Source organism: Thermomonospora echinospora (assembly GCF_900108175.1).
GTDB classification, from domain to species: domain Bacteria; phylum Actinomycetota; class Actinomycetes; order Streptosporangiales; family Streptosporangiaceae; genus Thermomonospora; species Thermomonospora echinospora.
In genome coordinates this window covers 85,828-110,918 of the sequence record NZ_FNVO01000013.1, presented here as the reverse complement: position 1 = coordinate 110,918, position 25,091 = coordinate 85,828, and the positions used below count along the sequence as shown (strand labels likewise).

General features: G+C 74.3%; 29 protein-coding genes. 7 read left to right on the top strand and 22 right to left on the bottom strand.

Features of this window, described 5'->3' with window-relative positions; translation table 11 throughout:
* Window positions 1-21: 21 nt before the first annotated feature.
* From C4U03_RS26115 to C4U03_RS26100, 4 genes are read right to left on the bottom strand one after another with little or no spacing between them, the layout of a single operon-like run.
* On the bottom strand, window positions 22-1,170 hold the full coding sequence (locus tag C4U03_RS26115; protein ID WP_103941078.1) for an acyl-CoA dehydrogenase family protein: 1,149 nt from the start codon (window positions 1,168-1,170) through the stop codon (window positions 22-24).
* 5 nt (window positions 1,171-1,175) lie between these two features.
* The gene (locus tag C4U03_RS26110; RefSeq protein WP_103941076.1) at window positions 1,176-2,096 is read right to left on the bottom strand and encodes a hydroxymethylglutaryl-CoA lyase; all 921 of its coding nucleotides are present in this window, start codon (window positions 2,094-2,096) and stop codon (window positions 1,176-1,178) included.
* A complete protein-coding gene (locus C4U03_RS26105; RefSeq protein ID WP_103941074.1) occupies window positions 2,093-4,153 on the bottom strand; it encodes an acetyl/propionyl/methylcrotonyl-CoA carboxylase subunit alpha in 2,061 nt (686 codons plus the stop codon). The genes C4U03_RS26110 and C4U03_RS26105 overlap by 4 nt, the downstream gene beginning before the upstream one ends.
* A gap of 7 nt (window positions 4,154-4,160) precedes the next feature.
* Entirely contained in the window at window positions 4,161-5,765 is a 1,605-nt protein-coding gene (locus C4U03_RS26100) for a carboxyl transferase domain-containing protein (protein WP_103941072.1), read from the bottom strand.
* 77 nt (window positions 5,766-5,842) lie between these two features.
* On the opposite strand from C4U03_RS26100, the gene C4U03_RS26095 reads away from it, so the two are divergent.
* Window positions 5,843-6,424 carry an SACE_7040 family transcriptional regulator gene (locus C4U03_RS26095; protein WP_103941070.1) on the top strand — a complete coding sequence of 194 codons (582 nt, stop codon included), beginning with the start codon at window positions 5,843-5,845 and terminating at the stop codon, window positions 6,422-6,424.
* A 44-nt stretch (window positions 6,425-6,468) separates the two neighbouring features.
* On the opposite strand, the gene C4U03_RS26090 is transcribed toward C4U03_RS26095, so the two are convergent.
* From C4U03_RS26090 to C4U03_RS26070, 5 genes are all read right to left on the bottom strand, one after another.
* Window positions 6,469-7,554, bottom strand: a complete 1,086-nt coding sequence (locus tag C4U03_RS26090; protein WP_103941068.1) for a chromosome segregation ATPase — start codon at window positions 7,552-7,554, stop codon at window positions 6,469-6,471.
* Window positions 7,555-7,599: 45 nt separating this feature from the next.
* Window positions 7,600-8,247 carry a hypothetical protein gene (locus tag C4U03_RS26085; RefSeq protein ID WP_103941066.1) on the bottom strand — a complete coding sequence of 216 codons (648 nt, stop codon included), beginning with the start codon at window positions 8,245-8,247 and terminating at the stop codon, window positions 7,600-7,602.
* Between the two features lie 339 nt (window positions 8,248-8,586).
* Complete coding sequence (locus C4U03_RS26080; RefSeq protein ID WP_160147105.1) at window positions 8,587-9,882, bottom strand: VOC family protein; 1,296 nt, start codon at window positions 9,880-9,882, stop codon at window positions 8,587-8,589.
* Complete coding sequence (locus C4U03_RS26075) at window positions 9,875-10,402, bottom strand: RNA polymerase sigma factor (protein ID WP_103941062.1); 528 nt, start codon at window positions 10,400-10,402, stop codon at window positions 9,875-9,877. The genes C4U03_RS26080 and C4U03_RS26075 overlap by 8 nt, the downstream gene beginning before the upstream one ends.
* Window positions 10,403-10,456: 54 nt before the next feature.
* Entirely contained in the window at window positions 10,457-11,449 is a 993-nt protein-coding gene (locus C4U03_RS26070; protein ID WP_160147104.1) for a lysylphosphatidylglycerol synthase transmembrane domain-containing protein, read from the bottom strand.
* A gap of 120 nt (window positions 11,450-11,569) precedes the next feature.
* On the opposite strand from C4U03_RS26070, the gene C4U03_RS26065 reads away from it, so the two are divergent.
* Window positions 11,570-11,899 carry a cupin domain-containing protein gene (locus C4U03_RS26065; protein WP_103941058.1) on the top strand — a complete coding sequence of 110 codons (330 nt, stop codon included), beginning with the start codon at window positions 11,570-11,572 and terminating at the stop codon, window positions 11,897-11,899.
* Here C4U03_RS26065 and C4U03_RS26060 read toward each other — a convergent pair.
* The 6 genes from C4U03_RS26060 to C4U03_RS26040 are packed head-to-tail and all read right to left on the bottom strand — an operon-like array spanning window position 11,896 to window position 15,122.
* Window positions 11,896-12,462, bottom strand: coding sequence for a hypothetical protein (locus C4U03_RS26060; RefSeq protein WP_200827476.1), 567 nt, complete (start codon window positions 12,460-12,462; stop codon window positions 11,896-11,898). The two genes, C4U03_RS26065 and C4U03_RS26060, sit on opposite strands and share 4 nt — an antisense overlap.
* An 18-nt stretch (window positions 12,463-12,480) precedes the next feature.
* A complete protein-coding gene (locus tag C4U03_RS41265; protein ID WP_200827475.1) occupies window positions 12,481-12,651 on the bottom strand; it encodes a hypothetical protein in 171 nt (56 codons plus the stop codon).
* Entirely contained in the window at window positions 12,642-13,229 is a 588-nt protein-coding gene (locus tag C4U03_RS26055) for a hypothetical protein (RefSeq protein WP_103941056.1), read from the bottom strand. Before C4U03_RS26055 ends, C4U03_RS41265 begins: the two co-directional genes overlap by 10 nt.
* Window positions 13,226-13,807: a hypothetical protein gene (locus C4U03_RS26050; protein ID WP_200827474.1), complete on the bottom strand. Its 582-nt coding sequence runs from the start codon at window positions 13,805-13,807 to the stop codon at window positions 13,226-13,228. The genes C4U03_RS26055 and C4U03_RS26050 overlap by 4 nt, the downstream gene beginning before the upstream one ends.
* A complete protein-coding gene (locus C4U03_RS40620; RefSeq protein ID WP_103941054.1) occupies window positions 13,797-14,363 on the bottom strand; it encodes a MauE/DoxX family redox-associated membrane protein in 567 nt (188 codons plus the stop codon). Before C4U03_RS40620 ends, C4U03_RS26050 begins: the two co-directional genes overlap by 11 nt.
* A gap of 24 nt (window positions 14,364-14,387) precedes the next feature.
* Window positions 14,388-15,122: a hypothetical protein gene (locus tag C4U03_RS26040; RefSeq protein WP_103941052.1), complete on the bottom strand. Its 735-nt coding sequence runs from the start codon at window positions 15,120-15,122 to the stop codon at window positions 14,388-14,390.
* Between the two features lie 145 nt (window positions 15,123-15,267).
* On the opposite strand from C4U03_RS26040, the gene C4U03_RS26035 reads away from it, so the two are divergent.
* Together C4U03_RS26035 and C4U03_RS26030 are read left to right on the top strand one after the other, a co-directional pair.
* Window positions 15,268-15,462: a DUF5302 domain-containing protein gene (locus C4U03_RS26035; RefSeq protein WP_103941050.1), complete on the top strand. Its 195-nt coding sequence runs from the start codon at window positions 15,268-15,270 to the stop codon at window positions 15,460-15,462.
* Between the two features lie 100 nt (window positions 15,463-15,562).
* The gene (locus C4U03_RS26030; RefSeq protein ID WP_103941048.1) at window positions 15,563-16,195 is read left to right on the top strand and encodes a TetR/AcrR family transcriptional regulator; all 633 of its coding nucleotides are present in this window, start codon (window positions 15,563-15,565) and stop codon (window positions 16,193-16,195) included.
* On the opposite strand, the gene C4U03_RS26025 is transcribed toward C4U03_RS26030, so the two are convergent.
* The 6 genes from C4U03_RS26025 to C4U03_RS26000 all read right to left on the bottom strand — a co-directional run bounded on the left by C4U03_RS26025 (window position 16,192) and on the right by C4U03_RS26000 (window position 21,907).
* Complete coding sequence (locus tag C4U03_RS26025; protein ID WP_103941046.1) at window positions 16,192-16,821, bottom strand: peroxiredoxin-like family protein; 630 nt, start codon at window positions 16,819-16,821, stop codon at window positions 16,192-16,194. The genes C4U03_RS26030 and C4U03_RS26025 overlap by 4 nt on opposite strands.
* A 137-nt stretch (window positions 16,822-16,958) precedes the next feature.
* Entirely contained in the window at window positions 16,959-18,014 is a 1,056-nt protein-coding gene (locus C4U03_RS26020; RefSeq protein ID WP_103941044.1) for a threonine aldolase family protein, read from the bottom strand.
* Window positions 17,986-18,672: an SDR family NAD(P)-dependent oxidoreductase gene (locus C4U03_RS26015; protein WP_235018135.1), complete on the bottom strand. Its 687-nt coding sequence runs from the start codon at window positions 18,670-18,672 to the stop codon at window positions 17,986-17,988. Before C4U03_RS26015 ends, C4U03_RS26020 begins: the two co-directional genes overlap by 29 nt.
* Complete coding sequence (locus C4U03_RS26010) at window positions 18,669-20,768, bottom strand: DUF6421 family protein (RefSeq protein ID WP_103941040.1); 2,100 nt, start codon at window positions 20,766-20,768, stop codon at window positions 18,669-18,671. The genes C4U03_RS26015 and C4U03_RS26010 overlap by 4 nt, the downstream gene beginning before the upstream one ends.
* Window positions 20,769-20,822: 54 nt before the next feature.
* On the bottom strand, window positions 20,823-21,473 hold the full coding sequence (locus C4U03_RS26005) for a hypothetical protein (RefSeq protein WP_103941038.1): 651 nt from the start codon (window positions 21,471-21,473) through the stop codon (window positions 20,823-20,825).
* Window positions 21,474-21,682: 209 nt separating this feature from the next.
* A complete protein-coding gene (locus tag C4U03_RS26000) occupies window positions 21,683-21,907 on the bottom strand; it encodes a hypothetical protein (RefSeq protein ID WP_103941036.1) in 225 nt (74 codons plus the stop codon).
* Window positions 21,908-22,235: 328 nt separating this feature from the next.
* On the opposite strand from C4U03_RS26000, the gene C4U03_RS25995 reads away from it, so the two are divergent.
* The gene (locus tag C4U03_RS25995; protein ID WP_235018133.1) at window positions 22,236-23,474 is read left to right on the top strand and encodes a helix-turn-helix domain-containing protein; all 1,239 of its coding nucleotides are present in this window, start codon (window positions 22,236-22,238) and stop codon (window positions 23,472-23,474) included.
* A 19-nt stretch (window positions 23,475-23,493) separates the two neighbouring features.
* Here the strand turns inward: C4U03_RS25995 and C4U03_RS25990 are convergent, their stop codons facing one another.
* The gene (locus C4U03_RS25990) at window positions 23,494-24,228 is read right to left on the bottom strand and encodes a histidine phosphatase family protein (protein WP_200827473.1); all 735 of its coding nucleotides are present in this window, start codon (window positions 24,226-24,228) and stop codon (window positions 23,494-23,496) included.
* Window positions 24,229-24,280: 52 nt separating this feature from the next.
* On the opposite strand from C4U03_RS25990, the gene C4U03_RS25985 reads away from it, so the two are divergent.
* Window positions 24,281-24,646, top strand: coding sequence for a hypothetical protein (locus tag C4U03_RS25985; protein ID WP_103941030.1), 366 nt, complete (start codon window positions 24,281-24,283; stop codon window positions 24,644-24,646).
* Window positions 24,639-25,085, top strand: coding sequence for a hypothetical protein (locus tag C4U03_RS25980; RefSeq protein WP_235018132.1), 447 nt, complete (start codon window positions 24,639-24,641; stop codon window positions 25,083-25,085). The genes C4U03_RS25985 and C4U03_RS25980 overlap by 8 nt, the downstream gene beginning before the upstream one ends.
* Window positions 25,086-25,091 lie beyond the last annotated feature (6 nt).

The window sequence follows — 25,091 nt, the reverse complement described above, 5'->3', positions numbered from 1 at the left end:
CAATCTCTCGCTCCAACGGTTTTAGTGTGAGCTCAGTCCCAGCGACCGGGCGATGAGCATCCGCTGCACCTCCGAGGTGCCCTCGCCCACCTCAAGGATCTTGGCGTCCCGGTAGAAGCGCCCCACAGCGTACTCGTTCATGAACCCGTAGCCGCCGAAGATCTGGGTGGCGTCGCGAGCGTTGTCCATCGCCGCGTTGGAGGCCACCAGCTTGGCGATGGCCGCCTCCTTCTTGAACGGCTCGCCCGCCAGCATCCTCGCCGCCGCCGCATAGTAGGCCAGCCGCGCGGTGTGCGCCCGCACCTCCATGTCGGCGACCTTGAACTGGATCGCCTGGTACTCGCCGATGGCCCGGCCGAACGCCTCCCGCTCGCGCACGTAGCGCAGGCACTCGTCCACACAGCCCTGCGCCAGACCCACCGACAGCGCGGCGATCGCGATCCGGCCCTCGTCCAGGATCCGCAGGAACTGCGCGTAGCCGCGCCCGCGCTCGCCGACCAGGTTCTCCTCGGGCACCCGCACGTCGTGCAGCGACAACTCCCGGGTGTCGGAGGCCGACCAGCCCACCTTGGAGTACTTGCGGCCCACGGTGAACCCGGGCGTGCCGTTCGGCACCAGGATCGTGGAGATCTCCTTCTCGCCGGTCAGCGCCGTCACCGTGGTGAAGGCGGTGATGTCGGTGCCGGAGTTGGTGATGAACGACTTGGAGCCGTTGATCACCCAGTGGCCGTCCTCCAGCCGGGCGGTGGTCCGCATCCCGCCGGGCACGTCCGAGCCGCCGCCGGGCTCGGTCAGCCCGAACGCCGCCAGCCGCTCGCCCGAGCACAGCGCCGGCAGCCACCGCCGCCGCTGCTCCGGCGAGCCGAACCGGTAGATCGGCATGGCGCCCAGCGAGACCCCGGCCTCCAGGGTGATCGCCACCGAGGAGTCCACCCGGGCCAGCTCCTCCAGCGCCAGGCACAGCGCGAAGTAGTCGCCGCCCATGCCCCCGTACTCCTCGGGGAACGGCAGCCCGAACAGGCCCATCTTGCCCATCTGGGCGACGATCTCGTAGGGGAACTCGCCCCGCTCGTACAGGTCGCCGATCACCGGGGCCACCACCTCGCGGGCGAACCGCTCGACGGACCCGCGCAGCTCCCGGTGCTCCTCCGACAGCGTGAAGTCGATCATTGTCCTCAGTCCTTCGTGAGTGCCTGGACGACGCGGGAGGGGCTGGGCCGGCCGAGCCGGGCGGCCATCCAGCGGCTGGTCTCCGCCAGCGCGGGCAGGTCGACGCCGGTCTCGACGCCCAGGCCGTGCAGCATCCAGACCAGGTCCTCGGTGGCCAGGTTGCCGGTGGCGCTGTCGGCGTACGGGCAGCCACCGATGCCGCCGGCCGAGGAGTCCACCGTGCTCACCCCGCAGCGCAGTGCCGCCAGCGTGTTGGCCAGCGCCTGCCCGTAGGTGTCGTGGAAGTGCACCGCCAGCCGGTCCGTGCCGACCCCGGCCTCCGCCAGCGCCCCGATCAGCGCGGTGACATGGCCGGGGGTGCCGACGCCGATCGTGTCGCCCAGGCTGATCTGCGAGCAGCCCAGCTCCACCAGCCGGACGGCGACCGAGACCACCTGCTCGATCGGGACGTCGCCCTCCCACGGGTCGCCGAAGGCCATCGACACATAGGCGCGCACCCACATGCCCCGCTCGCGGGCCCGGCCGACGACCGGCGCGAACATCTCCAGCGACTCGTCCACGGTGCGGTTGAGGTTGCGGCGGGCGAAGCTCTCGGTGGCGCTGGCGAACACCGCGATCTCGGTGATCCCCGAGGCCAGCGCCCGGTCCAGGCCGCGCTCGTTGGGCACCAGCACCGGATACCGGACGCCCTCGGTGCGGTCCATGGCCGCCAGCAGCTCCTCGGCGTCGGCCAGCTGCGGCACCCACGTGGGGTGCACGAAGCTGGTCGCCTCGACGGTGCGCAGCCCGGCGGCGGCCAGCCGGGCGATGAACTCGGCCTTGTCGGCGACCGGCACGATCGTCTTCTCGTTCTGCAGCCCGTCGCGCGGCCCGACCTCGTAGATCGTCACCCGCTCCGGCAGGCCCTCCAAGGGCACGGTGGTCACTGCTGTGCCTCCTCTGCGGTGATCTCGGCGAGTACGGCGTCGAGGGCGACCTGTGCCCCGGTGCGCACGGGCAGCCGGGACACCACACCGTCCATGGGGGCGGTGACGGTGTGCTCCATCTTCATGGCCTCCACCACCACCAGCGGCTGCCCCGCGGTGACGCGGTCGCCCTCGGCGGCCTTGACCGCCAGCACCGTGCCGGGCATCGGGCTGCGCAGCACGCCGTCACCTGCGCCCGCCGCCCCGGCCTCGGCCTGCTCGCCGCGCACGTGCTCGGCCAGCGCCCAGGTGTGCCCGTCGCGTCCCAGCCACAGCGTGTCGCCGTCCCGGGCGCAGGTGAACGCCGTCGTCCGGCCGCCGAACGTCAGGCGCAGCCGGTCGCCGTCCCGGGACAGCGAGGCCGGCACGGGCCCGCCGTCGTCCGTCGGGGTCTCGGCGCGGCCGTCCGGAGCGCCGGCGTCCGCGATGAGGATCTCGGCCGCAGCCGCCCGGCCGCGGACGCGGACCTCCACGGGCGTTCCCCCGGCCGGGGTGATGATCCAGGGGGTCCAGGCGGCACCGCTCAGCCGCCAGCCGTCCGGGATCGCCCACGGATCCGGGTCGTCGCTCTCCAGTGCCAGTGTCCGTTCCAGTGCGGCGGCGGCCGGCACCTCGTCGGGAACGCCCGTCGTGAGCAGCCGGCCGGGCCCCGAAGGCGCATCGGGCCGCGCGGCGGCGGCGGTCTCCTGGGCGGCCAGTTCCCGTTCGACCAGGCCGGTGTCCAGACGGCCCGCCGCCACGTCCGGGTGGGCCAGCAGCGCCCGCAGGAACGCGACGTTGGACGGGACGCCGAGCAGCGTGTAGGAGGCCAGCGCCCGGTCCAGGCGGCGCAGCGCGGCGGCCCGGTCCTCGCCCCAGGCGATCACCTTGGCCAGCATCGGGTCGTAGGAGCTGCCGACCTCGTCGCCCTCGGCGACCCCGGAGTCCACCCGGACGTGCGCGCCGTCCGGCTCGCGCAGCGCCAGCACGCGTCCGCCGGTGGGCAGGAAGCCCCGGGTCGGGTCCTCGGCGTAGACGCGGGCCTCGACCGCGTGGCCGGCCAGCCGCACGTCGGCCTGGGTGAACGGCAGCGGCTCCCCGGCGGCCACCCGCAGTTGCAGCTCCACCAGGTCCAGGCCGGTGACCAGCTCGGTGACCGGGTGCTCGACCTGGAGCCGGGTGTTCATCTCCATGAAGAAGTACTCGTCGGGCCGGTCGGCCGACACGATGTACTCCACCGTCCCCGCGCCGGTGTAGCCGACCGCGCGGGCGGCGGCCACGGCGGCGGCGCCCATCCGCTCGCGGGTGGCCTCGTCCAGCAGCGGGGAGGGCGCCTCCTCGACGATCTTCTGGTGGCGGCGCTGCAGGCTGCACTCGCGCTCGCCCAGGTGGACGGCGTTGCCGTGGGCGTCGGCGAAGACCTGGATCTCGATGTGCCGGGGGTTGGCGACGAACCGCTCGACCAGCAGCGTGTCGTCGCCGAAGGCGCCGCGCGCCTCGCGCCGGGCCGAGGCGATCGCCTCGGCCAGCTCGCCGGCCTCGCGCACCAGCCGCATGCCCTTGCCGCCGCCGCCCGCCGAGGGCTTGATCAGCACGGGCAGGCCCACCTGGTGGGCGGCCTCGGCCAGCTCGGCGTCCGACAGGCCGGGCTCGTCGCGGCCGGGCACCACCGGCACGCCCGCCGCCGCCACCGTCCGCTTGGCGCGGATCTTGTCGCCCATCGCCTCGATCGCGGCGGCCGGCGGGCCGACGAACACCAGCCCGGCCTCGGCGCAGGCGGCGGCGAAGGCGGTGTTCTCGGCCAGGAAGCCGTAACCGGGATGGACGGCCTGCGCGCCGGACGCTCGCGCCGCCTGCACGACCGAGGCGATGTCCAGGTATCCGGTGACGCGCACGGCCTCGTCGGCCTCGCGCACATGGCGGGCGCCCGCGTCGGCGTCGGTGTGCACCGCCACCGAGCGCACGCCCAGCCGCCGCAGTGTGCGGGCGACCCGGACGGCGATCTCGCCACGGTTGGCGATCAGAACGGTCTCGAACATCGGCCCCTCACATCCGGAACACGCCGTAGCCCACCGGCTCCAGCGGTGCGTTGGCGGCCACCGACAGTGCCAGGCCCAGCACCCGGCGGGTGTCCAGCGGGTCGATCACCCCGTCGTCCCACAGCCGGGCCGTGGAGTAGTAGGGGTTGCCCTGCCGTTCGTACTGCTCGCGGATCGGCGCCTTGAACTCCTCCTCGGCCTCGGCCGGCCAGGAGTCGCCGAGCTGGTCGCGGCGGACCGTCGCCAGCACGGAGGCGGCCTGCTCGCCGCCCATCACCGAGATCCGCGTGTTCGGCCACATCCACAGGAAGCGCGGCGAGTACGCCCGCCCGCACATCGCATAGTTGCCCGCCCCGAACGAGCCGCCGATCACCACGGTGAACTTGGGCACCCGGGCGCAGGAGACGGCGGTGACCATCTTGGCGCCGTGCTTGGCGATGCCGCCGGCCTCGTACTGGCGGCCCACCATGAACCCGGTGATGTTCTGCAGGAACACCAGCGGGATCGAGCGGCGGTCGCACAGCTCGATGAAGTGCGCGCCCTTGAGCGCCGACTCGGCGAACAGGATGCCGTTGTTGGCCACGATCCCGACCGGGTGGCCGTGGATGCGGGCGAACCCCGTCACCAGCGTGGCGCCGTACTCGGCCTTGAACTCGGCGAACCGGCTGCCGTCCACGATGCGGGCGATCACCTCGCGCACGTCGTAGGGGGTGCGCGCGTCCGGCGGCACCACCCCGTACAGCTCGGCGGGGTCGGCCTTCGGCTCCTCGGGCGGCGCGACCTCCCAGGGGCGCGGCTCGCGCGGGCCGAGCGTGGCGACGATGTCGCGGACGATCCGCAGCGCGTGCGCGTCGTCCTCGGCGAGGTGGTCGGTGACCCCGGAGGTACGGGCGTGCAGCTCGCCGCCGCCCAGTTCCTCGGCGGTGACCACCTCGCCGGTGGCGGCCTTCACCAGCGGCGGGCCGCCCAGGAAGATGGTGCCCTGGCCGCGCACGATCACGGCCTCGTCGCTCATCGCCGGCACGTACGCCCCGCCCGCGGTGCACGAGCCGAGCACGGCGGCGATCTGCGGGATGCCCCGCTGCGACATGGTGGCCTGGTTGAAGAAGATCCGGCCGAAGTGCTCGCGGTCGGGGAACACCTCGTCCTGGCGGGGCAGGAACGCGCCGCCGGAGTCCACCAGGTAGACGCACGGCAGGCGGTTGTGCAGCGCCACCTCCTGGGCGCGCAGGTGCTTCTTGACCGTCATCGGGTAGTAGGTGCCGCCCTTGACAGTGGCGTCGTTGGCGACGATCACGCACTCGCGCCCGCTGACGCGGCCGATGCCGGTGATGATGCCCGCGCCCGGCGCCTCGTCGTCGTACATCCCGTGCGCGGCCAGCGGGGACAGCTCCAGGAAGGGTGAGCCGGGGTCCAGCAGGCCGTCCACCCGGTCGCGGGGCAGCAGCTTGCCGCGGGCGACATGGCGCCGCCGGGCGCGCTCGGGGCCGCCGAGGGCGGCCCGCGCCAGATGGTCGCGCAGCTCGGCGGCCAGCGCCCGGTTGAGCTCGGCGTTGTGCTCGAACGCCGCGCCGGCGGTGTCCGCCCGGGCGTCCAGCAGCGGTCCCGTCATAGGAGTCCCCACGAGTTAACGAACCTTAACAACGGCGATGTTAATGAACATTAACCCATTCGTCTACACTTGCCGTCATGACGGAGTCCACCGGGACGCCCACCCGCCGCACCGAGATCCTGGACGCGGCGGCCGAGCTGTTCGCCCGCCGCGGCTACCACGGCGTGTCGATCGGTGACCTGGGCCGCGCGGTCGGCCTCACCGGGCCCGCCCTGTACCGGCACTTCCGGGGCAAGGACGCGGTGCTCGCCGAGATCCTGCTGGACATCAGCCACCGGCTGCTGGCCGAGGGCACCCGCCGCGTCGCCGCCGCCGGCGACCCCCGCGACGCCCTGGACGCGCTGCTGCGCTGGCACATCGACTTCGCCCTGGGCAACCCGGCGCTGATCGTCGTGCACGAACGGGAACTGGACAACGTGCCCGAGCCGCAGCGCCACGAGATCCGGCGGGCGCAGCGGGCCTACGTCGAGGAGTGGGTCGGCGTCCTGCTGCGCCTGCACGACCTCCCCGAGGAACGCGCCAGGGCCGCCGTCCACGCCACCTTCGGCCTGCTCAACTCCACCCCGCACAGCGCGGGCGCGCTGGGCCGCGAGGCCATGGCGGCGCTACTGCACGCCATGGCCACCGCCGCGCTGACCCGGGCCGCCGGGCCCGCCTGAGCGCGGCGCCCGCCCGCCCGCCGGACAGACGGGCGGGCGGGCGGTCAGCGGGCCTGCCGGAAACCGTTGATCGAATGCAGGCCGGCAGGGGAGTCCTCGATCCGGGTCACCCGGTCGCCCGCCCCCTGCCGCGCCGCCGGGACGTCATGCCCGGCCAGCGAGTCGCGGGTGTAGGCGTCGATCTGGCGGCGGGCCCGGTCGGCCTCGGCGCGCGCCGCGTCCCGCTCGTTGACCAGCGCCGCCAGCGCGGTCCGCAGCTCGGCGACCGTCCTGGACAGCTCCCAGGTCCGCTTGTCCTGCTCCTGGAGCCGGGCCTGCATCTGGTCCCGGTCGGCGACCGCCCGGCCGCGCTGCGCCTCAGCATCCTTGAGGGCGGCGCGCAGATCGTCGGCGGCCCGCCGCGCGGCGGCGGCCTCGGCCCGCTGCGCCTGCGCCGCGGCCTCGCTGTCGGCCAGCCGGGCGTGCACGCCGACCAGTTCGGCGCGGGCCGACTCCAGCGCGGCCAGCAGGTCGCCCTCCCGGGCAGCGAGGTGGTCGCGCTCCTTGCCGGCGGCCATCCGCTCGGCGATCGCCTCCTCGGCGGCCCGCCGCGCCTCCAGCGCGATCTCGTTGGCCCGGTCGCGCTCGGCGATCGCCTCCTCGGCCTCCTCGCGGGCCTGGGCGGCCTCCTGCTCGGCGGCCAGGGTGCGCGACCGGGCGGCGGCGGCCTCCCGCCAGGCCCGCTCCGCCTGCCGCTGCGAGGCCTCCCGCTCCTCCTGCGCGACCGCCACCAGGCGGGCCGCCTCGGCGTGGGCCTCGGCGACGCGGCGCTCGACCCCGGCCACGCTCAGCTCGCCGGCCAGCGAGCCGGCCAGCGCGTCGGCCGTCTTCTCCAGCCGCTCGACCATGTCCCAGGCCAGCGCGACCTGCCCGGTCAGCCCGGAGCCGTCCCGGCCGCGCGCACGCCGCTCCCGGGCGTCGCGCTGGCAGGCGCCCCCGCCGTCGGGGCAGTAGCGGACGACCCGGCCGCCCACCGGCTGCGGCACCGGCCGCCCGCAGCCGGCGCAGGACCGGACCGCGACCGGATCGCCGGCCTGGACCACCTCGATGCCGGCCTCCCGGCCGCCGGGCTCGCGCGCTTCGTCCGTCATGCCCAGTGGTACGCGTCACACCCGCCGATCTGTTCGACGGTGAGCTCAACCAGGGAAAGGAACGTACCGGGCGATCCGGTCCTGGGTGAAGCGCACCTCCCACACGTACAAGCCCATGTCCCGGCGGTCGGCGCTGTCGGGTACCGGGGCGTCGGCCACCGTGCGCACCAGATAGGACGCACCGGGCGCCATGTAGGTGTCGGCGTCCTGGCGCAGCAGCCCGGCCGAGCCCCGCAGCCGCGCGATGACCCTCGTCCGGCCGGGCAGGTCGCACACGTCCTCCGGCGCCCCCACCCGGAAGACGCACCGCTCGGCGAAGTCCGCGGGCACGACCGCGCGCCGCAGGAAGACGTTCGGCGGGAACTCCAGCAGCACCGGGCGCCGGTGCGGGTTGGTCAGCACGTAGTCGATGAAGGCGTACCCCTTGCCCGGCGGTGGCGCCGGGAGCCCGGACAGGGGCGCCTGTCCGGTGGCGCCGCGCACCGCCGCGACGGTGTAGCGGTCGCCCTCCGGCGTGACGACGGTCAGCGGACGCCCCGTGACCGGCCTGGGCACCTGCCGCAGCGCGGTGGACCCGTGCTCGACCTTGGCCACCGTGTGGCCGGAGAACCCGCCCGTCCGCAGCACCACGAGCAGCCCCGCCGCCGTCACCAGCCCCAGCACCGTGGTGAGGACCGAGGCGACCCGGCTCACCCGGCCGCGCCGCCTCCTGGCCGGGGGCCTCCTGCGGCGGCCGCGCGTCCCGCGCACCGGCCCGCCGCGCCGGTGACCGCGGCGGGCCGGGGGCCGGCCGGGACGGTGGCCGGAGGGGCGGCGGTGGGAGCGGGATCTCGGTGCCATGTGCCTTCCAGGGGCCGGCGCCCGGACGGGCGGCCCGGGCACGTGGACGTGCGGACGATCCGGCCCGGCCGGTCCTCCCGCTCTGCTGACCTACCGGTCGGTAGTGACAATCTAGCGCCGTACGGCGACGGATGTGACCTACCGCACAATTGTTGTGAATCGGTGATCATCCACGTCCAGCCCCCCGTACGGCTAGTGCTGCCCAAGGTAGAAGCGGACGTCCTGGTCGTCGGAGCAGTAGGAGCTCATCCCGTACGGCATGCGCTCGGGCTCGGTGGCGGTGCCGCCCGCCGCGCGGACGTTGCCGACCGCCACGTCGATGTCGTCGACCGCGTACATCGGCACCACGGTGGGAAGCGGGTGGCCGCCCTGCATCCCGACCATGTACCGCACCGGCTCGCCGTCGATGCGCGCCTCCCAGCCGTCCTCGACGCGGCCCCGGACGAACTCCCAGCCCAGCACCGAGGCGAAGAACGCGCGGAACCGCGCCGAGTCGGGCACCTCGAAGGTCAGGTAGGAGATCTCGCCGTGCCGCGGCGACTCGGTCGGAGCGGGCGTGCTCCGGCTCGGCTCGTACAGCGCGAACTCCAGGCCCTGGTCGTCGGCGCACATCGCGACGACCCCGTACTCCTCGGCGTGCGGCTCCTCGGCCCGCCCACCGGCGTCGCGCACCCGGCGGACGGCCGCGTGCACGTCGGTGACCGCGAAGCAGACGAACAGAGTGCGGTGCTCCTGGCCGCCCCACAGGCCGATCGGCTGGGACAGGCCCCCGACCTCGCGGCCCTGCTCGGTGCTGCCCGGCCGCAGCTCCCAGCCCAGCACCGTCTGGTAGAACGCGGCGGCGCGCGCCACGTCGGGCGCCCACACGGAGGCATAGCCGATGTCGCCCTGCCGCAGCCGGGGCGCCCTCGCGGGCTCCGCCTGCGCAGTGACGACCATCCAGCGGTGGCCGAACGGGTCGTGGATCACGCCGCTGCGGCCGTAGGCGGTGTCGGAGACCGGACGGTCCAGCCGGGCGCCCAGCTCCACCGCCCGGGCCACGGTGGCGTCCGCGTCGGGGACCCGCAGGTACAGCGACATGCTCACGCCGCCGCGCGCCCTCGGCCCGACCAGGCCCAGCTCGGGCCACTCGTCGGCGAGCATGAGCACCGAGTCGCCCAGCGCCAGCTCGGCGTGCCCGACCCGGCCGTCCTCCATGATCGTGGGCGTGCCCAGCGGCCGGGCCCCCAGCGCCTGGGCGTACCACTCCAGCGCCCGCCGCCCGTCGTCGACGCACAGGTAGGCGTTCAGCGTGTGGAACCGCGCCTCGGCCACCTCCGGGCCCGCGAACCGGTCGATCGTCGTGCCGATGGTCATTGCTCCTCCTGCAGGTTCGAGCAGCGCGCGCCGCAGGCGTTCGCGCAGCCGCGCCGCGAAAATCGGATCGGGGTCGACCGGGCGCGCCGGTTCGCGCAGCGACTCGAAGGGGTCGGGCGACAGCTCAGACATCGCGGCCCTCCCTCCTGGCATAGGCGTCACGGAACGCGCCGCGAGCCCGCACCAGCAGCGCCTCGGTGGCGTGCACGGTGCGGTGCAGATGCTCGGCGACCTGCGCCACCGGCAGGCCGTCGAGATAACGCAGGGTCAGTGCGGCCCGGTGATGCGGCCCCAGCTCGGCGAGCACCTCGCGGGCGACCAGCGCGTCCAGCCGCTCGTCCCACGGGTCCTCGCAGTCGCCGTCCCGGCCGCCGACCACCCGCAGCCCGCGCTCCTCGCGGGCGGCGCGCCGCCAGTGGTCGGCCAGCTTGTGCCGGGCCACCCCCACCAGCCAGGCGACGCTCAGCGCCGGGGGCGGGCGCCGGCGCACCGCCTCCACGGCGGCCAGGAACGTCTCGGCGGTGAGGTCCTCGGCCAGTGACCGCTGCCCGCACCGCGACAGCAGGTACCCGTAGACCTCGGGCAGGGCCGCGTCATACAACTCCAGCAGCGCCACGCCCGGATCCGGCTCCAGCTGTCCCGGTCGGCTCACATCCCTCCATCGTCCGGCGGGCGGATTCTCCGACGGGTCCGCCGCGGATTTCTTTCACTTTTTCCTCATGCCCGCGTTTTCCTCATGCCCGCGCAGCGCTCGTGCGGTCACCAGCCCGACCGGCACCGGCGCCCAGTAGGTGACCGCGCGGAACAGCAGCACCGCCTGCAGGGCGGGACCCGCCGCGACGCCGAGCGCGGTCAGGGCGGCCACCAGCGCGGCCTCGGTGCCGCCCACCCCGCCGGGGGAGGGCAGTGCGGCGCCCGCGGCGGCCCCCACCAGGTACGCAGTGACCAGTACCCACAGATCGGCGGGCGTGACGCCGGTGCCGGGCACGGCCAGCGCGCTGACCGCCATCGCCAGCGCCATCACCAGCGTTGTGGACGCGGACGCCAGCAGGGTCAGGACCAGATCCCGAGGGCGCCGCAGCAGCCCGGCGCAGCCCGCGACGGCATGGGCGAACGCCCGTGACCGCAGCGCCCGCCGCCCGTACGTCACAGCGGCCAGGGCCAGGACCGCGCTGAGCACCAGGGCCGGGACGACGGGCAGGGCGCCCGCCGCCGCACCGGCCCGGGAGGCCAGGACGCGCAGCGCGCCGCCGCCGCTCAGCGCGACGATCACCAGCAGGAGCAGCAGGTCCGCCACCGCCCCCGCGGCCTGCATCACCGCCACCGAGGTGACCGCCCGCGCCGCGGGTATCCCCCGGCACACCAGATAGCGGGTGTTGACGGCGGCGGCGCCGAGCCCGCCCGGCGTCAGGCGGTTGGCCGCCGCCGCGGTGAACTGCACCCCGAGCGTCGTCCCGAACGGCAGCCCGCCCCCGGCCACCGCCCGCAGGGTCACCGCCGCCAGCACGTAGTGCAGCGCCGACAGCACCCCCAGGCACACCAGGAACGCCCAGTGCACGTCGGCCGGCGCCGTCAGGCACGCCCGCACCTGCCCGGCCGTCCCGGTGACCGCCACGGCCAGACCCGCGAACAGGGCGGCGAGGGCGGCCACCGCCCACCGCCGGCGGCGGGCACGGGCGAGCGTCGTTGTCGGATGCACGGCAGGCAGTACGGATTCCACGGCCCATGTGTCCCGCACGAGGTTGACCGCCGTGCGACCGCCCGATTCCCGCCAGGCGAACGCGAGACGTTGTCTCGGCCGGATGAGACCATGATCGGCATGGAGATCATTCCGGTGGACCGCTGCGCCGGCCCCGACGGGGGCGCCCACTACGTCGAGCACCTGCGCGTCGAAGCGCTCAGCGTGGGCACCTACTCGATCCCGGCGGGCGGCACCGACCCCCAGCGCCCGCACACCGAGGACGAGGTGTACGTGGTGATCGGCGGACGGGGCGCATTCACCGGAGGCGACCGGACCGTGCCCGTCGGCCCCGGCACCGTGCTGTACGTGCCCAAGCATGAGGAGCACCGGTTCCACGACGTCACCGAGGACCTGGTGATCTGCGTGATGTTCGCCCCGGCTGAGGGCAGCGCGGCGGGCGGCGCCTAACCCCCGTACCAGGGGGACAGCAGCAGCAGTGCGGCCAGGACGGCCACCGCGGCCAGCCTGGGCAGCCAGGGCATCCGGGTCGACGCGCGCGCGTTCCAGTCCTCGTCACGGCTCCACAGGTGGAACGCTGCCGTCAGCGCCCGGCCCGCGCCGAAGCCCAGTCCGGTGGCGGCGGCCATCGCCGGGCTCGGGTGGACCAGCAGCAGGCCGAGTGCGGCGACGTACGGGACGGCCGAGGTCACGTACGTGCGCACACCGGTGCCCAGTTCGAAGCCGAACTGCAAGGTGCCCAGCCGGGGCCGCCGCTGCAGCACATCCTGCGGGATCTGCCGGGCGTTCTGCGGCAGCCGCAGCGGCAGCACGCCGAACTCGCGCAGCAGGCCGAGCACGGCGACGGCGAGGGCGGCGGCCCAGCGGCCGTCGGCCGGGATCGGTTCCGACAGCCCGGACAGCAGCCACACCACCGAGGCCGACAGGACGCCCCCGAGGAGCAGTCCCGCGGTGAAGAGGGCGAGGACGCCGCCCTGTCGTGTCGAGGCCCGCCAACCTGGCGAGAACAGCACCGTGTTGCTGTTGTGCGTTCACACCGACCCGGACAGCGAGTAGCCTGCCAGCGCGCCGATCGACGCCCAGCCCAGCACCATGCCGTCCCTGGCGGCCAGCGCCACCGCCGCCATTGCCAGCAGGAGCACGCCGATCAGCGGCTCGGTCAGGGCCCGCCGCAGCGGACCGGCGGTCGGCGCTACTTGCATACGGTCGTCCACCGGCAGATGGTCCGGTAGTACGGGCTGGAGGCGTTCGTCCTGCGCCAGCCGTCGTGGCAGCGGTAGGTCCGCGTGTTCTGGCAAGTGCCGCAGCGTTGCGCGTAGCGCCACAGCCACCCGTCGGCCCACCCGCCGTAGCACTGGTTGGGTCGCAGCTTGTGGTTGGGCTTGGACACGCTGGAGTGGTGGAAGCCCTTGCGGCTGCCGCTGGTACGGCAGCAGCCCGCGCACACCGCGCTCGGGCCGCAGCCGGGCGAGCAGTTGTGGCCGGCCGCGTACGACGGGCAGGGCAGCTTCTTGATCTGGTAGTACTCGTCGTAGGGCGCGGCGGCGGCCCGCCGCGCCGCCGGGAAGACGCCCAGCGCCGCCATCCCCAGTCCGAAGCCGGCCGAGGCCACCACGCCGAGCACCGACCGGCGCGGCACCCGCGCCGGTCCGCGGGGCGGTCGGGGAACCCGCCGCCGGACGCGTTCGGCGTCCCGGCCGTCGGGACCGCGCAGCGGGACGATGTCCTCCAGGGAGATCTCCGCCAGGGCGATGCCGGTGTCCTGGGGGGTGTCGTTCACGGCGTTCCTCCGTCCACGGGAGCGTGCTGTCGGCCCACAGCGGTCTCCGGCAGGGTCTCCAGTACGGTCTCCAGCAGGTCGCGCAGCGCACCGGGGGAGCCGACCGGCCGTGCGGTGCGCACCCGGCCGGAGCCGTCGGCGAGGACGGCGAACGGCACCGCCGGGATCCGGTACTCCTCGAACAGCCCGGCCTCGCCGGCGAAGACCTCGATGCCCTCGTGCCCGCCCTCCAGCGCCCGGTCCGCGAACAGCGCGGCCACCGGGAGCGTCCGGCCGGACCCGTCGAGCACGTCGCGCAGCTCCGCCAGGACCTGCGGGCACACCCCGCAGTCGGCGTCCAGGAACAGCAGCAGCGTGCGGTCGGCCCTACCAGGAGACGGGCCAGGGGACGGGCCGGGGGACAGGCCGGCGGTCAGCCGCCCGAACTGGGGGGCCGCCGAGCCGGGCGCCGGGCCCAGCTCCGCCGTGCGCACCCCGGTGCCCAGATGGTGGACGCGCCGCACCAGCCCGGACACCACGAACGCCAGCAGCGCGATCGCGACCCAGGTCAGCAGCAGCACCGTTGTCTCAAATCCCATGCGACCCACCTTCGAGCGCGCGGTCCGGATCGATCATCGCCTCGGGCAGCACCCACAGCAGCACGGCGAAGACCAGCCCGGGGATCGACGCCTCCGCGAACCGGACCGCCGACTCGGCCGGGGTCACGACCGCGTCCGCCCGCAGCGCGGTGAGCAGCGCCAGGGCCGCCGGTACGCCCGCCCGCAGCACCACCCATCCGCTGACGGGGGTGTCGGCCCGCGAGCAGCCGCACGGGACGGCCCGCCCGCCCGCCGTTCGCAGCAGACGATGGGTATAGGCGGCGTACGAGGCCAGCACCACGCCCGCTGCCGCCAGGATCCCGGTCAGCACGGCCCGGGGGGCGTCGATGACCACGGCCGCGACGAGGGCCGCGGCCAGCGCGCCCTCCACCGCCGTGACCGCGCCGGCCAGTGGCCGCACCAGCCGGCGCGGCACCGTGCCGTGGGCGATCAGCGCGGCGGGCAGCGAACGCGGGCTCAGCAGGTGCTCGGCGAACGCGATGAGCAGGACGAACGCCACCGTGGCCGCCGCCACGCCGGCCAGTGCCTCGATCATCACACTCTCCTGTCCGGCTGCCGGCTATCCGGCGGCCCGCACGCTCAGCGCGCCGAGCCTGGCCGGGGCGCGCCGCACCTCCTGGTCGTCGGGCAGCACGGTGACCAGCGCGGTCGGGGTCGCCATGACGAAGTAGACGCCGCCGTCCTCGTGGGTGTCGCGGAACAGCTCCCCGGTGGGCAGCCTGGTGCCGCGCCGGCCAGGCAGCCGCCGGGCCGTCTCGCGGTTGAGCGGGGTGATCTCCAGCAGGCCCACCCCGGGCACGTCCTTGGCGACCGAGGCGGTCTCGGCGACGGCCGCGCCCCCGCCCCGTTTGGGGGCCAGCGCGATGCCCTCCGGGTGCTCGGTGATGCGCAGCGCGTCGAACAGCCGGATCGCGTCGGCCGGTTCGGCGTGGTAGAAGTGCGCGCACACCGAGTGCCGCCGGCCCTCCCAGACCGCCGCCATCACCCGGTCGGCGGCCCTCCTGCGATGGTGGGCGGGGAAGTCGCGCAGGCTCTCGTCGCGGACCAGCGCCTCGCCGACGCGCAGCCGTCCGCCCTGCAGCCGGAACTCCTCGGTCAGCCGCCGCACCCCCAGGCTGCGGGCCCAGTCCTCGCCGAACCGCCGCTCCACCCCGGTCAGCTCGTGCAGCCGCTTCACGAAGTTCAGCCGCATGATGGACGAGTAGGGCCTGCTCAGGTCCAGGGCTCCGGTAAGAGTGATCAGGCTGCCGTCCAGCGTGCGGTGGGCGACCCTGCGCGTCTCGGTTACGGCCACGGCACGACCCTCCCCAGCGAAGATCAGGAAGTGATCTTATTACGCCTCCCGGCCGCCGGCACAGTGCTCGGACCGTATGAGGTCAACAGGAGGACGGTCCTGGTCGTGCGAGGCTGTAAGGGTCCGCCATAGAGCAGGAGGTCCCATGGCTGAGAAGGCGACGGAGCCGGAAGGCGCCGAGGACGACATGAAGCGCAAGTTCCGCGAGGCCCTGGAGCGCAAACGGGGCTCCCATACCGACAGCGGCGGGGGAGCCGGCGGCAAGGGCCCGGCGAAGGTCCACGGCGGCGCCCACGGTCCGGCCAAGGGCCAGCGCCAGTTCCGCCGTAAGAGCGGCTGACCGTCTCGCCCCCTCGGGGCGGGGACGGCTCCGGCCGTCCCCGCTCCACCTGCGGTGCGTCCCTGCGACCGGTCCCCCAGGGCCGGTACGCTGACGGCTCATGCCACGTCGCCGATCGCTCACGCACGTCCAGATCGCCGAGGCCGCCCTGGCCGTCATCGACCGGGCGGGGCTGGACGGGCTGTCCATGCGGGTGGTCGCCCGTGAGTTGGGCGTCAGCACGATGGCGCTGTACCGGTACGTCGAGGACCGCGAGCACCTCGAAGGACTGGTGGTCGATCACATGCTGGCCTCGGTGGACGTCTCGCTGCCGGCCGACCTGCCCTGGCAGGAGCGGGTGGCCGTGCTGCTGGAGCGCATGCGCGAGGCCGTCGGTGCGCATCCGGCGGCGGTACCGCTGACGGTGGTCCATCGCCATGCCGCCCCGAACCTATTGCGCTGCGCGGAGGCCCTGCTGGGCGTCCTGACCGAGGCCGGTTTCACCGGACGGGGGCGCGCCGTCGCCCTGCGCGCCTTGCTCGCCCATGTGATCGGCGCGCTCGCCCTGATGCACCTGGGCCCCCTGGCCGGTCAGGGCACCGCCGCGATGGGCGATCTGCCGGTCGAGCGTTATCCCCACCTGGCCGACACCGCCCGCCGGGCGCGGCAGATCCCTCCCGATGAGGAGTTCCGCCGTGGCCTGGACATCGTGCTGTGCGGGCTGGCCGTGGACGGCGGCGCCGTGCCCGGTTAGCGCCGATCGCCGGCCGGTGCGTCATCATCGGCGTGGGCCGTCCGGTCGGACGCATGGGCGCGGGCCAGCCGGAGGATCTCCTCCACCGGCCACTGGTCGTAGACGTGCTCGCCGTACTTGACGGCGAGCACCCGGCCGTCACCCGCGATGAGGAAGTCGGCCGGCAGCCCGTACCGGCCCCCCTCGGGGTTGACGGAGGGGGCGGCCTGACGCCGCAGTAGCACCCGCGCCGACGCCACCGCCAGCGCTCGTACGATCGGCCACCAGGCGCGCGGCCGCAGCAGGGCCCGGCGCCCCTCCTCCACGCCGAACTCGGCGTACAGCCGTTTGCCCGGGTCGGCGATGACGGCGAACGGCAGGTCGGCGGCGTGGACGCGCAGTTCGTCCGCGGCCGAGTGGAACACCACCACTTCGCGGACGCCGGCCGCGGCGATCTCCTCGTGCCGTCGCACCACGCCGCGCAGATGCAGGTTGCAGACCGGGCAGCCGGCGAATCGCCGGAACTGCAGATGGACCAGCCGGCCGGGGTCGGGCACGGCGACCGGTTCGCCGTGCACGGTGACCAGTTTCCGGGCGGCGACGATCTCGCCCGTGCCGATCCGGGTCGCACCGGGGCTCCTGGGCATCGGCTCCTCCTCAGGTAGGTATGCACTGTACGCTTACCTTCATGATGAGTGTACGCCGTACGCTCACCGGAAAACAAAGCGCGGCCGGGAGCCCGCTCCGGGCTCCCGGCCGCGCGTCGGGCGACCTACCGGACGGTCTACCGGGCGGCCATCTCCTCGACCAGCGCGGCCGCGAAGGCGTCCACGTCCTCCTCCGTGGTGTCGAAGGCGCACATCCAGCGGACCTCGCCGGTGCGCTCGTCCCAGGTGTAGAAGCGGAACCGCTTGCGCAGCCGGTCGGCCACGTCCCGGGGGATGACCGCGAAGACCGCGTTGGCCTGCACCGGCCGGACGATCTCGACCCCCGGCACCTGGCGCACCGCGTCGGCCAGCCGCCGGGCCATGGCGTTGGCGTGGGCCGCGTTGCGCAGCCACAGGTCGCCCTCCAACAGCGCGAGGAACTGCGCCGACACGAACCGCATCTTGGAGGCCAACTGCATGGACGCCTTGCGCAGGAACACCGGGCCGTGCACCGCGTCGGGGTCGAGGACGACGACGGCCTCGCCCAGCAGCAGCCCGTTCTTGGTACCGCCGAACGACAGCACGTCCACGCCCGCGTCAGTGGTGAACGCGCGCAGCGGCAGGTCCAGCGCGGCGGCCGCGTTGGCCAGCCGGGACCCGTCGACGTGCACCAGCATCCCGCGCTCGTGGGCGTGGGAGCAGATCGCCGCGATCTCCTCGGCCGTGTAGAGCGTGCCCAGCTCGGTCGACTGGGTGATCGAGACGACCCTGGGCTGGGCCCGGTGCTCGTCGCCCCAGCCCCACGCCTCCCGGTCGATCAGCTCGGGGGTGAGCTTGCCGTCCGGGGTCGGCACGCTCAGCAGCTTGAGCCCGGCGACCCGCTCGGGGGCGCCGCACTCGTCCACGTTGATGTGCGCGGTGTCCGCGCAGATCACCGCCGACCACCGGTCGGTCATCGACTGCAGGCCCACCACGTTGGCGCCGGTGCCGTTGAACACCGGGTACGCCTGGGCGCGCTCCCCGAAGTGGCGCCGGAAGACCTCCTGCAGCCGCGCGGTGTAGACGTCGGCGCCGTAGGCGGTCTGGTGGCCCTCGTTGGCGACGGCGAGCGCCGTGAGGATCTCGGGGTGGACGCCGGCGTAGTTGTCGCTGGCGAAGCCCCGCTCAGCGGGGTCGTGCAACCGTGAGATCAATCCTGTTTCCGTTCAGCTCGGTGGCGGGCCGGTCCCACAGGCCCGCGATGACGTCGGCCAGGTCGTCGACATGGGTGTAGCCGGTGAAGGGCGCCTGCGGTCTGCGCTCGCGCATCTCGTCGGTGAGCAACGCCTTCACCACCAGGATGGCCGATGCCGCGCCGGTGCCGTCGAACGAGTCCGCCAGCGCCAGCATCCACGCCTCGGCGGCGGCCTTGGCGGCGGCGTAGGCGGCGTTGCCCTGGGCGGGGCGCTGCGCGCCGGTCTGCGACACGATCACCGCCCGGCCGTCCGGGGAGTGCGCCAGCTGCTCGCAGAACGCCAGTGTGGTGTGCTGCAGCGTGCGGATCAGCACGTCGTGCAGGAACGCCCAGTCGGCCAGGTCGGTGTCGGCGAACCGCTTGCCGCCCCGCCAGCCGCCGACCAGATGGACCAGCCCGTCCACCCGGCCGTGCTCGGCGGCCACCCGCCGGGCCCACTCCCGGGTGCCGTCGGCGTCCAGCAGGTCCACCTGGGCGGCGGTCACCCCGGGCTCGTCCCAGCTCGTCGGGCGCACGTCGGCGGCGACCACCCTGGCCCCGGCCGCGGCCAGCCGGCGCACGGCCGCCCGTCCGGCCGGACCGCCCGCCCCGGCGACCACGATCACCCTGTCCCTCACCCGCGGATTCCCTTCGTCGATGCGATCACGTCGGCGAGCTTCTTGCGCAGCGCCTCGTAGAACATGCTCAGCGGGAACTCGTCTGGCAGCACGGCGTCCGTCCATGCCTTCGGCGGCTCGCCGACCGGCAGCGCGTCCACGCCCCTGGCCCACACCGACCCCGGATGCGGCTCCACGTACCGTGACACCAGTTCGTAGGCGGCCAGCCAGTGCGCCAGCTTGGGACGGTCGATGCTGTCGCGGTAGAGCTTCTCGATCATCTCGCACAGGTCGACGACGGCGGCGTCCACCCTGTCCCACTGGAGGCTCAGCCGGTTGTCGGTCCACCGGATCACGTCGTTCTTGTGCAGGTAGGAGAACAGCAGCTGGCCGCCGAGCCCGTCGTAGTTGCGTACCCGCTCACCGGTGATGGGGAACCGGAACAGCCGGTCGAACAGGATGGCGTGGCACACCAGGCGGGCGTGCGGGATCCCCTCGGGCTCCAGCCGCACGCACTCGCGGTAGGTGGTCAGGTCGCAGCGCAGCTCCTCCAGCGCGTACAGCCAGTACGGCATCCGCTGCTTGATCATGAACGGATCGAAGGGCAGGTCGCCGCGGCTGTGCGTGCGGTCGTGCACCAGGTCCCACATCACGAACGTGTCCTGGGCGAGGTCCTGGTCGGCGATCAGCCGCGCCGCCTGCGGGGGCAGTGACAGCCTCAGCGTGTCGGCCGCCGCGCGGCTCACCCGGCGGAACCGGGCCGCCTCCCGGTCGCAGAAGATCGCGCCCCAGGTGAACCGGGGCGGCACCTGGCGCACCGCGACGGTCTCGGGGAACAGCACCGCGGAGTTGGTGTCGTAGCCGGAGGTGAAGTCGGTGAAGGCAACCGGTACGAACATCGGGTTGTCGTAGCGGGACCGTTCCAGCTCGGCCAGCCAGTCGGGCCACACCACCCGCAGCAGTACCGCCTCGACGTTGCGGGCGGGGTTGCCGTTCTGGGTGTACATCGGGAACACCACCAGGTGCTCCAGGCCGTCCTCGCGGCGCAGCTGGGGCTGGAAGGCGTTCAAGGAGTCCAGGAAGTCCGGCACGCCGAGCCCGCCGTCCGCCCAGCGCCGCAGGTCGGCCCGTACCGCCTCCAGGTAGTCCGCGTCGTGCGGGAACAGCGGCGCCAGCTCGGCGACGCCCGCGGCGATCCGTTCCACCAGCGCCAGGGCGGCCGGCCGGTGCCCGGTCTCCACCGAGCCGTCCGCGGACTGCAACGGGCGCAGCTCCTCGACCGCCTCCTTCAGCGCTGCCCAGGCCGGGTGGGCGGCGGCGGGGGAGCCGTGGCCGGACGCTGCGCCGGCGGGCTCCCCGGCGGCCCAGGTCACCACGTTCGTCCAGAGCACCGCCTGGTCGTGCTCCTCGATCGAGTCGTCGCCGAACAGGTCAGAGTCGGCGAAGGCCACCACCCGGCCCGCGCCTGCCCGGACCGCCACTGCCAGCGGCGCGCCGGCCGGATCGGCGGTGGGGGAGGTGCGCAGCAGCACCCGGGCCCGGTCGTCGGCGCCCCCGTCGTCCACGGTCAGGACACCGGCCCGGTAGAAGCAGGCCGCCCGGACCCCGGCCAGCAGGTCCTCGGGGGCGTCGGGGTCGCGCACCGGCTCGGCCATCACCCAGGCCGCCACGTCCCGGTGTGCGGCCGAGGGGTCGGTGACCATGGCGCTCGCCACCCCGATCCCGAACCGGCCGAGCAGCTCGCCCAGGTTGTTGCCGTACTTGTCCTGCTCGCACTCGGCGAGCACCACCAGGCCCCCGCCGGTCCGTACGAAGTTCTCGATCGCGTCGAGCTCGGCGGCCGACAGCAGCGGGCTGCCGGTCCCGGTGGTGCGCTCCCAACGGTCCTCGGCCGGATGGGCGATCACCAGGACGTCGCATCCGGCCAGCGCGGCGGCGTTCAGCGGCCCGTCCGCGTGGGCGATGACCTCGTGGCCGTGCCGGCGCAGCAGCCCGGCGGCCCGCAGATAGCCGCTGTCGGCCGGATGGCCGGGGTTCATCCGTGCGACGACCTGCTCGCGGATGCTCCAGGACTCCCGATGCGCCTCGTCGAACACCACCCGGGCGAAGCCACGCATGCCACACCTCCACATCCCGATGATCGGATGCGGAGATATTACGTGTTGAGGGGGCTACTGATGCAAATCTTCCTGCGTTGACCGGTCCAAGGAGATTGTGTTCCGTCCCTTGCCGTCTAGCTCGCGCAGCTCGCCGTTGTCCAGCCCGCGCAGCCCGCCGTCCTCGAGTACGGGCAACTCGGCGGTCTCGGCCGTCCCGCGGGCCCGCAGCGCGTCCAGTTCCTCGCCCAGCCGGGCCACGTTGGCCTGCAACTCCCGCCAGATCCCGGTGCGCTGTTCCAGTCGGCCCGCCCGCTCCCGCAGGTCGACCAGGCGCTGCTCGACGGCGGTCAGCCGGGACTGGTGGCGGACGGCCTCCTGGCCGGCCCGCAGCATCCGGGTGGCCAGCCGGGCCAGGTCCCGCTCGGTCTCGTGCATGCGCTCGTCCAGGCCCGGCAGCAGCCGCCCGTTGAGCTCGGTGACCAGCGACTCCATCTGCCGTTCCACCGCCGCCAGCCCGGCGGACTGCTCGGCCAGCAGTCGCTCCAGCCGGTCGGCGCGCTCGCGCTGGGCCGCCGTCTCGGCCCTCAGCCGCGCGATCTCGTCCCGCCGGTCCCCTCCCTGCGCCTGCAGCAGCAGCTCCTGGCCCTGTGCGGCCAGGGACGACAGCAGCCGCTCGACTTCCCCGGCCGCGCGCCGAGCCAGGGTCGGGAGGAACGGAGGCATGGGCGCTCCAGGTGTCTCAAAGGTGAACCAAGGGCGACTGCGGGATGTATCCACCCTAAATGAACCACCATGAGACGGGCGGGAAAGTCGCCCGGTTCCGCCGCCGGGCCGTCCGCCGGCACCGAGTTACGGCGGCGGCGGACGGCGCCGGTCCCGGCGTGCGACCATGGCCGCCGGGTGACCCTCGCGGACCGGACGTGTCCGGCGGGTCAGCGGGAGGGAGCAGGCGTGGTCTCCGGCGTCTCCGGCCGGGACGGCGGGCGCCGTCCGGTGTGCAGGCACATGCACAGCCCGTGCCGGGTGATCAGCCGGGCCCGGGCGACGGTGTACTCCGCCGGGCTCAGCGCCGGCCGGACTCGTCGGCAGGTCAGGCACAACACCTGGGCATCTCCCCCCTTGAGGACGACGCCGGGGACGGCCGCCCCCGCCGCCACGAGTGTTCCCCCCTCCACCGGACCAGAGCCCGGAGCACTCGGTGCGGCGGGGGAGCGGGGCCCTTGCGAGACGGGCCTCGCACGGCCGGTCCCCCGGCGAGCCGTACATTATGCGCTGCAACGTTGCATGCACGTTGCACTCAATTGATCACTTTGGGTGTCAAAGGTGTGGTAGATCGGATCCGGGGAATCGGTTGCGACGGGTAACCGAGTGACTCATGCTCGTGACCGGATCGCACCCGCGCGGGAGGGGAAGGCCGTCGTCGGGCGGCGCGCCGGGTGAGCCGGGTGGAGGAGAGCCATGCCCGATAGACCCCCCGATAGACCCGTGGTCCCGCGGCCGCACGCCTGCCGGGACCCACGACCGGCCGCCCACGGCCCGGTGGACCCGCCCGAGGCCGCCGCCGGCGCGGCGGACGGCGCCGCGCCACGCGCTGTGATCTGCGACTCCTGGCGCCGCTCCCGCGCGGCCGGCGGCGACGTCGAGATCCCGGCGGCGCCGCTGGTCTTCGACGCCGATGCCCGCGCCGCCCACCCCCTGGACCGGCACCTGGAGCGCGTCCTGCGCCGCTGGTCGTGCGTGGGGGCGCCGGTGACCGACCCCGACACCGGGCACGTGCTCGACTGCATCGACCTCAGCGCCACCGTGGACGCGCTGCACCCGGCCGCCGTCGGGCTGGTCGCCGCGGCGGCCCGGCTCGCCGAGTCCCGGCTGGAGCTGCGGATGCAGGCCCGCGACGAACTGCTGCGCGAACGCTACCTGCGGCATCTGCGCGGGCTGGGCGGCGGGGCCGCCGCGCTGGTCACCGGCACCGGCCGGGTGCTGGCCGCCGACCCCGAGGGCTGGCGCGGCTTGCGGGTGCCGGCCCCGCGGGACGGCGCCCACCTGACGCTGCCGGACGGGCGGCTGGCGGTGGCCGAGACGCTCGGCGAGGTCTTCCTGCTGCGGGCGGCCGAGCCGGGGCGGCGCGAGGACGGACGGCCGCTGCTCACCCTGTCGCTGCTGGGCGCCGACCCGCCGCACGCCCTGCTGGACGGCGCGGCGCTGCCGCTGACGCTACGGCACGCCGAGATCCTGGCCCTGCTGGCGCTGCACCCCCGCGGCCTGTCCGCCGACCAGCTGTCGGCCCAGCTGTACGGGGACGAGGGCAACCCGGGCACCATCCGGGCGGAGATCCACCGGCTGCGCGACCGGCTCGGCGAGCTGCTGCCGGCCAAGCCGTACCGGCTGGAGTGCGAGCTGGACGCCGACTTCCTGACCGTGCGGCGGCTGCTGGCCGACGGCGGCGCCGACGAGCTCACCCAGGCCGCCCGGCTCTACCAGGGCGAGCTGCTGCCCCGTTCGGAGTCGCCGGAGCTGCGCGCCGAGCGCGACGAGCTGGCCGTCCGGTTGCGCAGCCAGCTGCTGGACCGCGGCGGCCCGGACGCCCTGTGGGAGTACGCGCAGACCTCCGCGGGCCAGGACGACCTGGAGATCCTCCAGCGGCTGGTGGCGATCCTGCCGCCTGGCGAGCCCCGCCGGGCCGCCGCGCAGTCCCGCGCCCACCGTGTCCTGAGCGAGGAGTGAGGGCGGGCCGGGGTCTCGGTCAGGGGGCCGCGGTCGGAGCGGGCGCCCCGGCGGGCTCGGACAGGTGCGCGGTGTCGTTGTACTCGGCCGGGCGCAGCACGCCGTCCCGGCGGACCCACCGGGTGAAGGAGCAGTTGCCGATCGGGGTCCGTTCGATCTCCATCAGCTCGCGCTCCGACAGACCCTCGACGATGTAGCGGGTCAGCACCACCACCGCGTCGTGGACCACCACCAGCACCCGCCCTCCCGGGTGGTCCAGGTCGATGTCCAGATAGGCGCTGCGCAGCCGCAGCAGCATGTCGGCCCACGACTCCCCGCCGGGCGGGCGGTAGTAGAACTTGCCGAGCCGCCTGCTGCGCTCGGCCTCCTCGGGGTAACGCACCCGGACACCGTGCGGGGTCAGCCGGTACAGCACCCCCATCTCCCGGTCCCGCAGCCGCTCGTCCACCAGCAGGTCGGGCGGGTCCTGCAACTCGGCCAGCGCGATCCGCGCGGTGTCCAGCGACCGCACGTACGGCGAGGACACCACGGCGGTGGGCCGCTCGCTGGGAGGCAGCGCGGCCAGCCGGCGGCCCAGCGCGACGGCCTGGAGCCGGCCGCGCTCCGACAGGGGCACGTCGGCATCCCGGTCGCAGAGGTCGACCTCCTCGATCCGGTCCCCAGGGGCGTCCCGGGCCGCCTGATGGGCGAGGTTGCCGGTGCTCTCGCCATGCCGGGTCAGGATGAGCGACTCCAGATTCCGCACGCCAGCCATGATCCCACGCCCGGGACGGCCTGCTCTACAGGCGGTAGTAGTCTCAGGGGCCATGACCGAGCCCCTGGCCACCGTGATCATCGTGGCCGCACTCGTGATCGCCGGCTACGGACTGCTCGCCGCGCTGCGGGACCGCCCCATGGACCGGCTCCATCTGGCCGGGCTGACGGTGGTCGAGGCGCTGCTCCTGGCGCAGGCGGTGCTGGGCCTGGTGAAGGTGGCCGGCGACGAGGGGCCCGCCGAGACCGCCACCTTCGTCGGTTACCTGCTCGGCATCCTGCTCATCCCCCCGGCCGGGGCCGGCTGGGGGCTGCTGGAGCGCTCTCGCTGGGGCCCGGCCGTCATCGTGGTCGCCGGCCTAGCGGTCGCGGTGATGACCGTCCGGATGAACCAGATCTGGAGCGGCACCGTTGCCTGACCAGGTGAACCCCGCGGACTCCGCCGGAGGGGACGTGCGGACGGGCGGCGGGCCGGGGCGGCTGCTGGTCGCCGTGTACGGGGTGTTCGCGCTGGCGGCTGGGGCCCGCGCCGCCGTGCAGATCGCCACCCGGTTCGACGAGGCGCCCGTCGCCTACCTGCTGTCGGCGCTGGCCGCGGCGGTCTACGTGCTGGCCACGGTGGCGCTGGCGCTGGGCGGCCGGGCCTCGCGGCGGATCGCGGTGGCCGCCTGCTCGGTCGAGCTGGCCGGGGTGCTGGTGATCGGCACCTTCTCCCTGGCTGACGCCGAGGCGTTCCCCGACGAGACGGTGTGGTCGGGATACGGGCGCGGCTACGGGTTCGTCCCGCTGGTGCTGCCGGTGGCCGGGCTGGTGTGGCTGTGGCGCACCGGCCGCAAAGGAACGCGGACTCCCGCATGATCACGG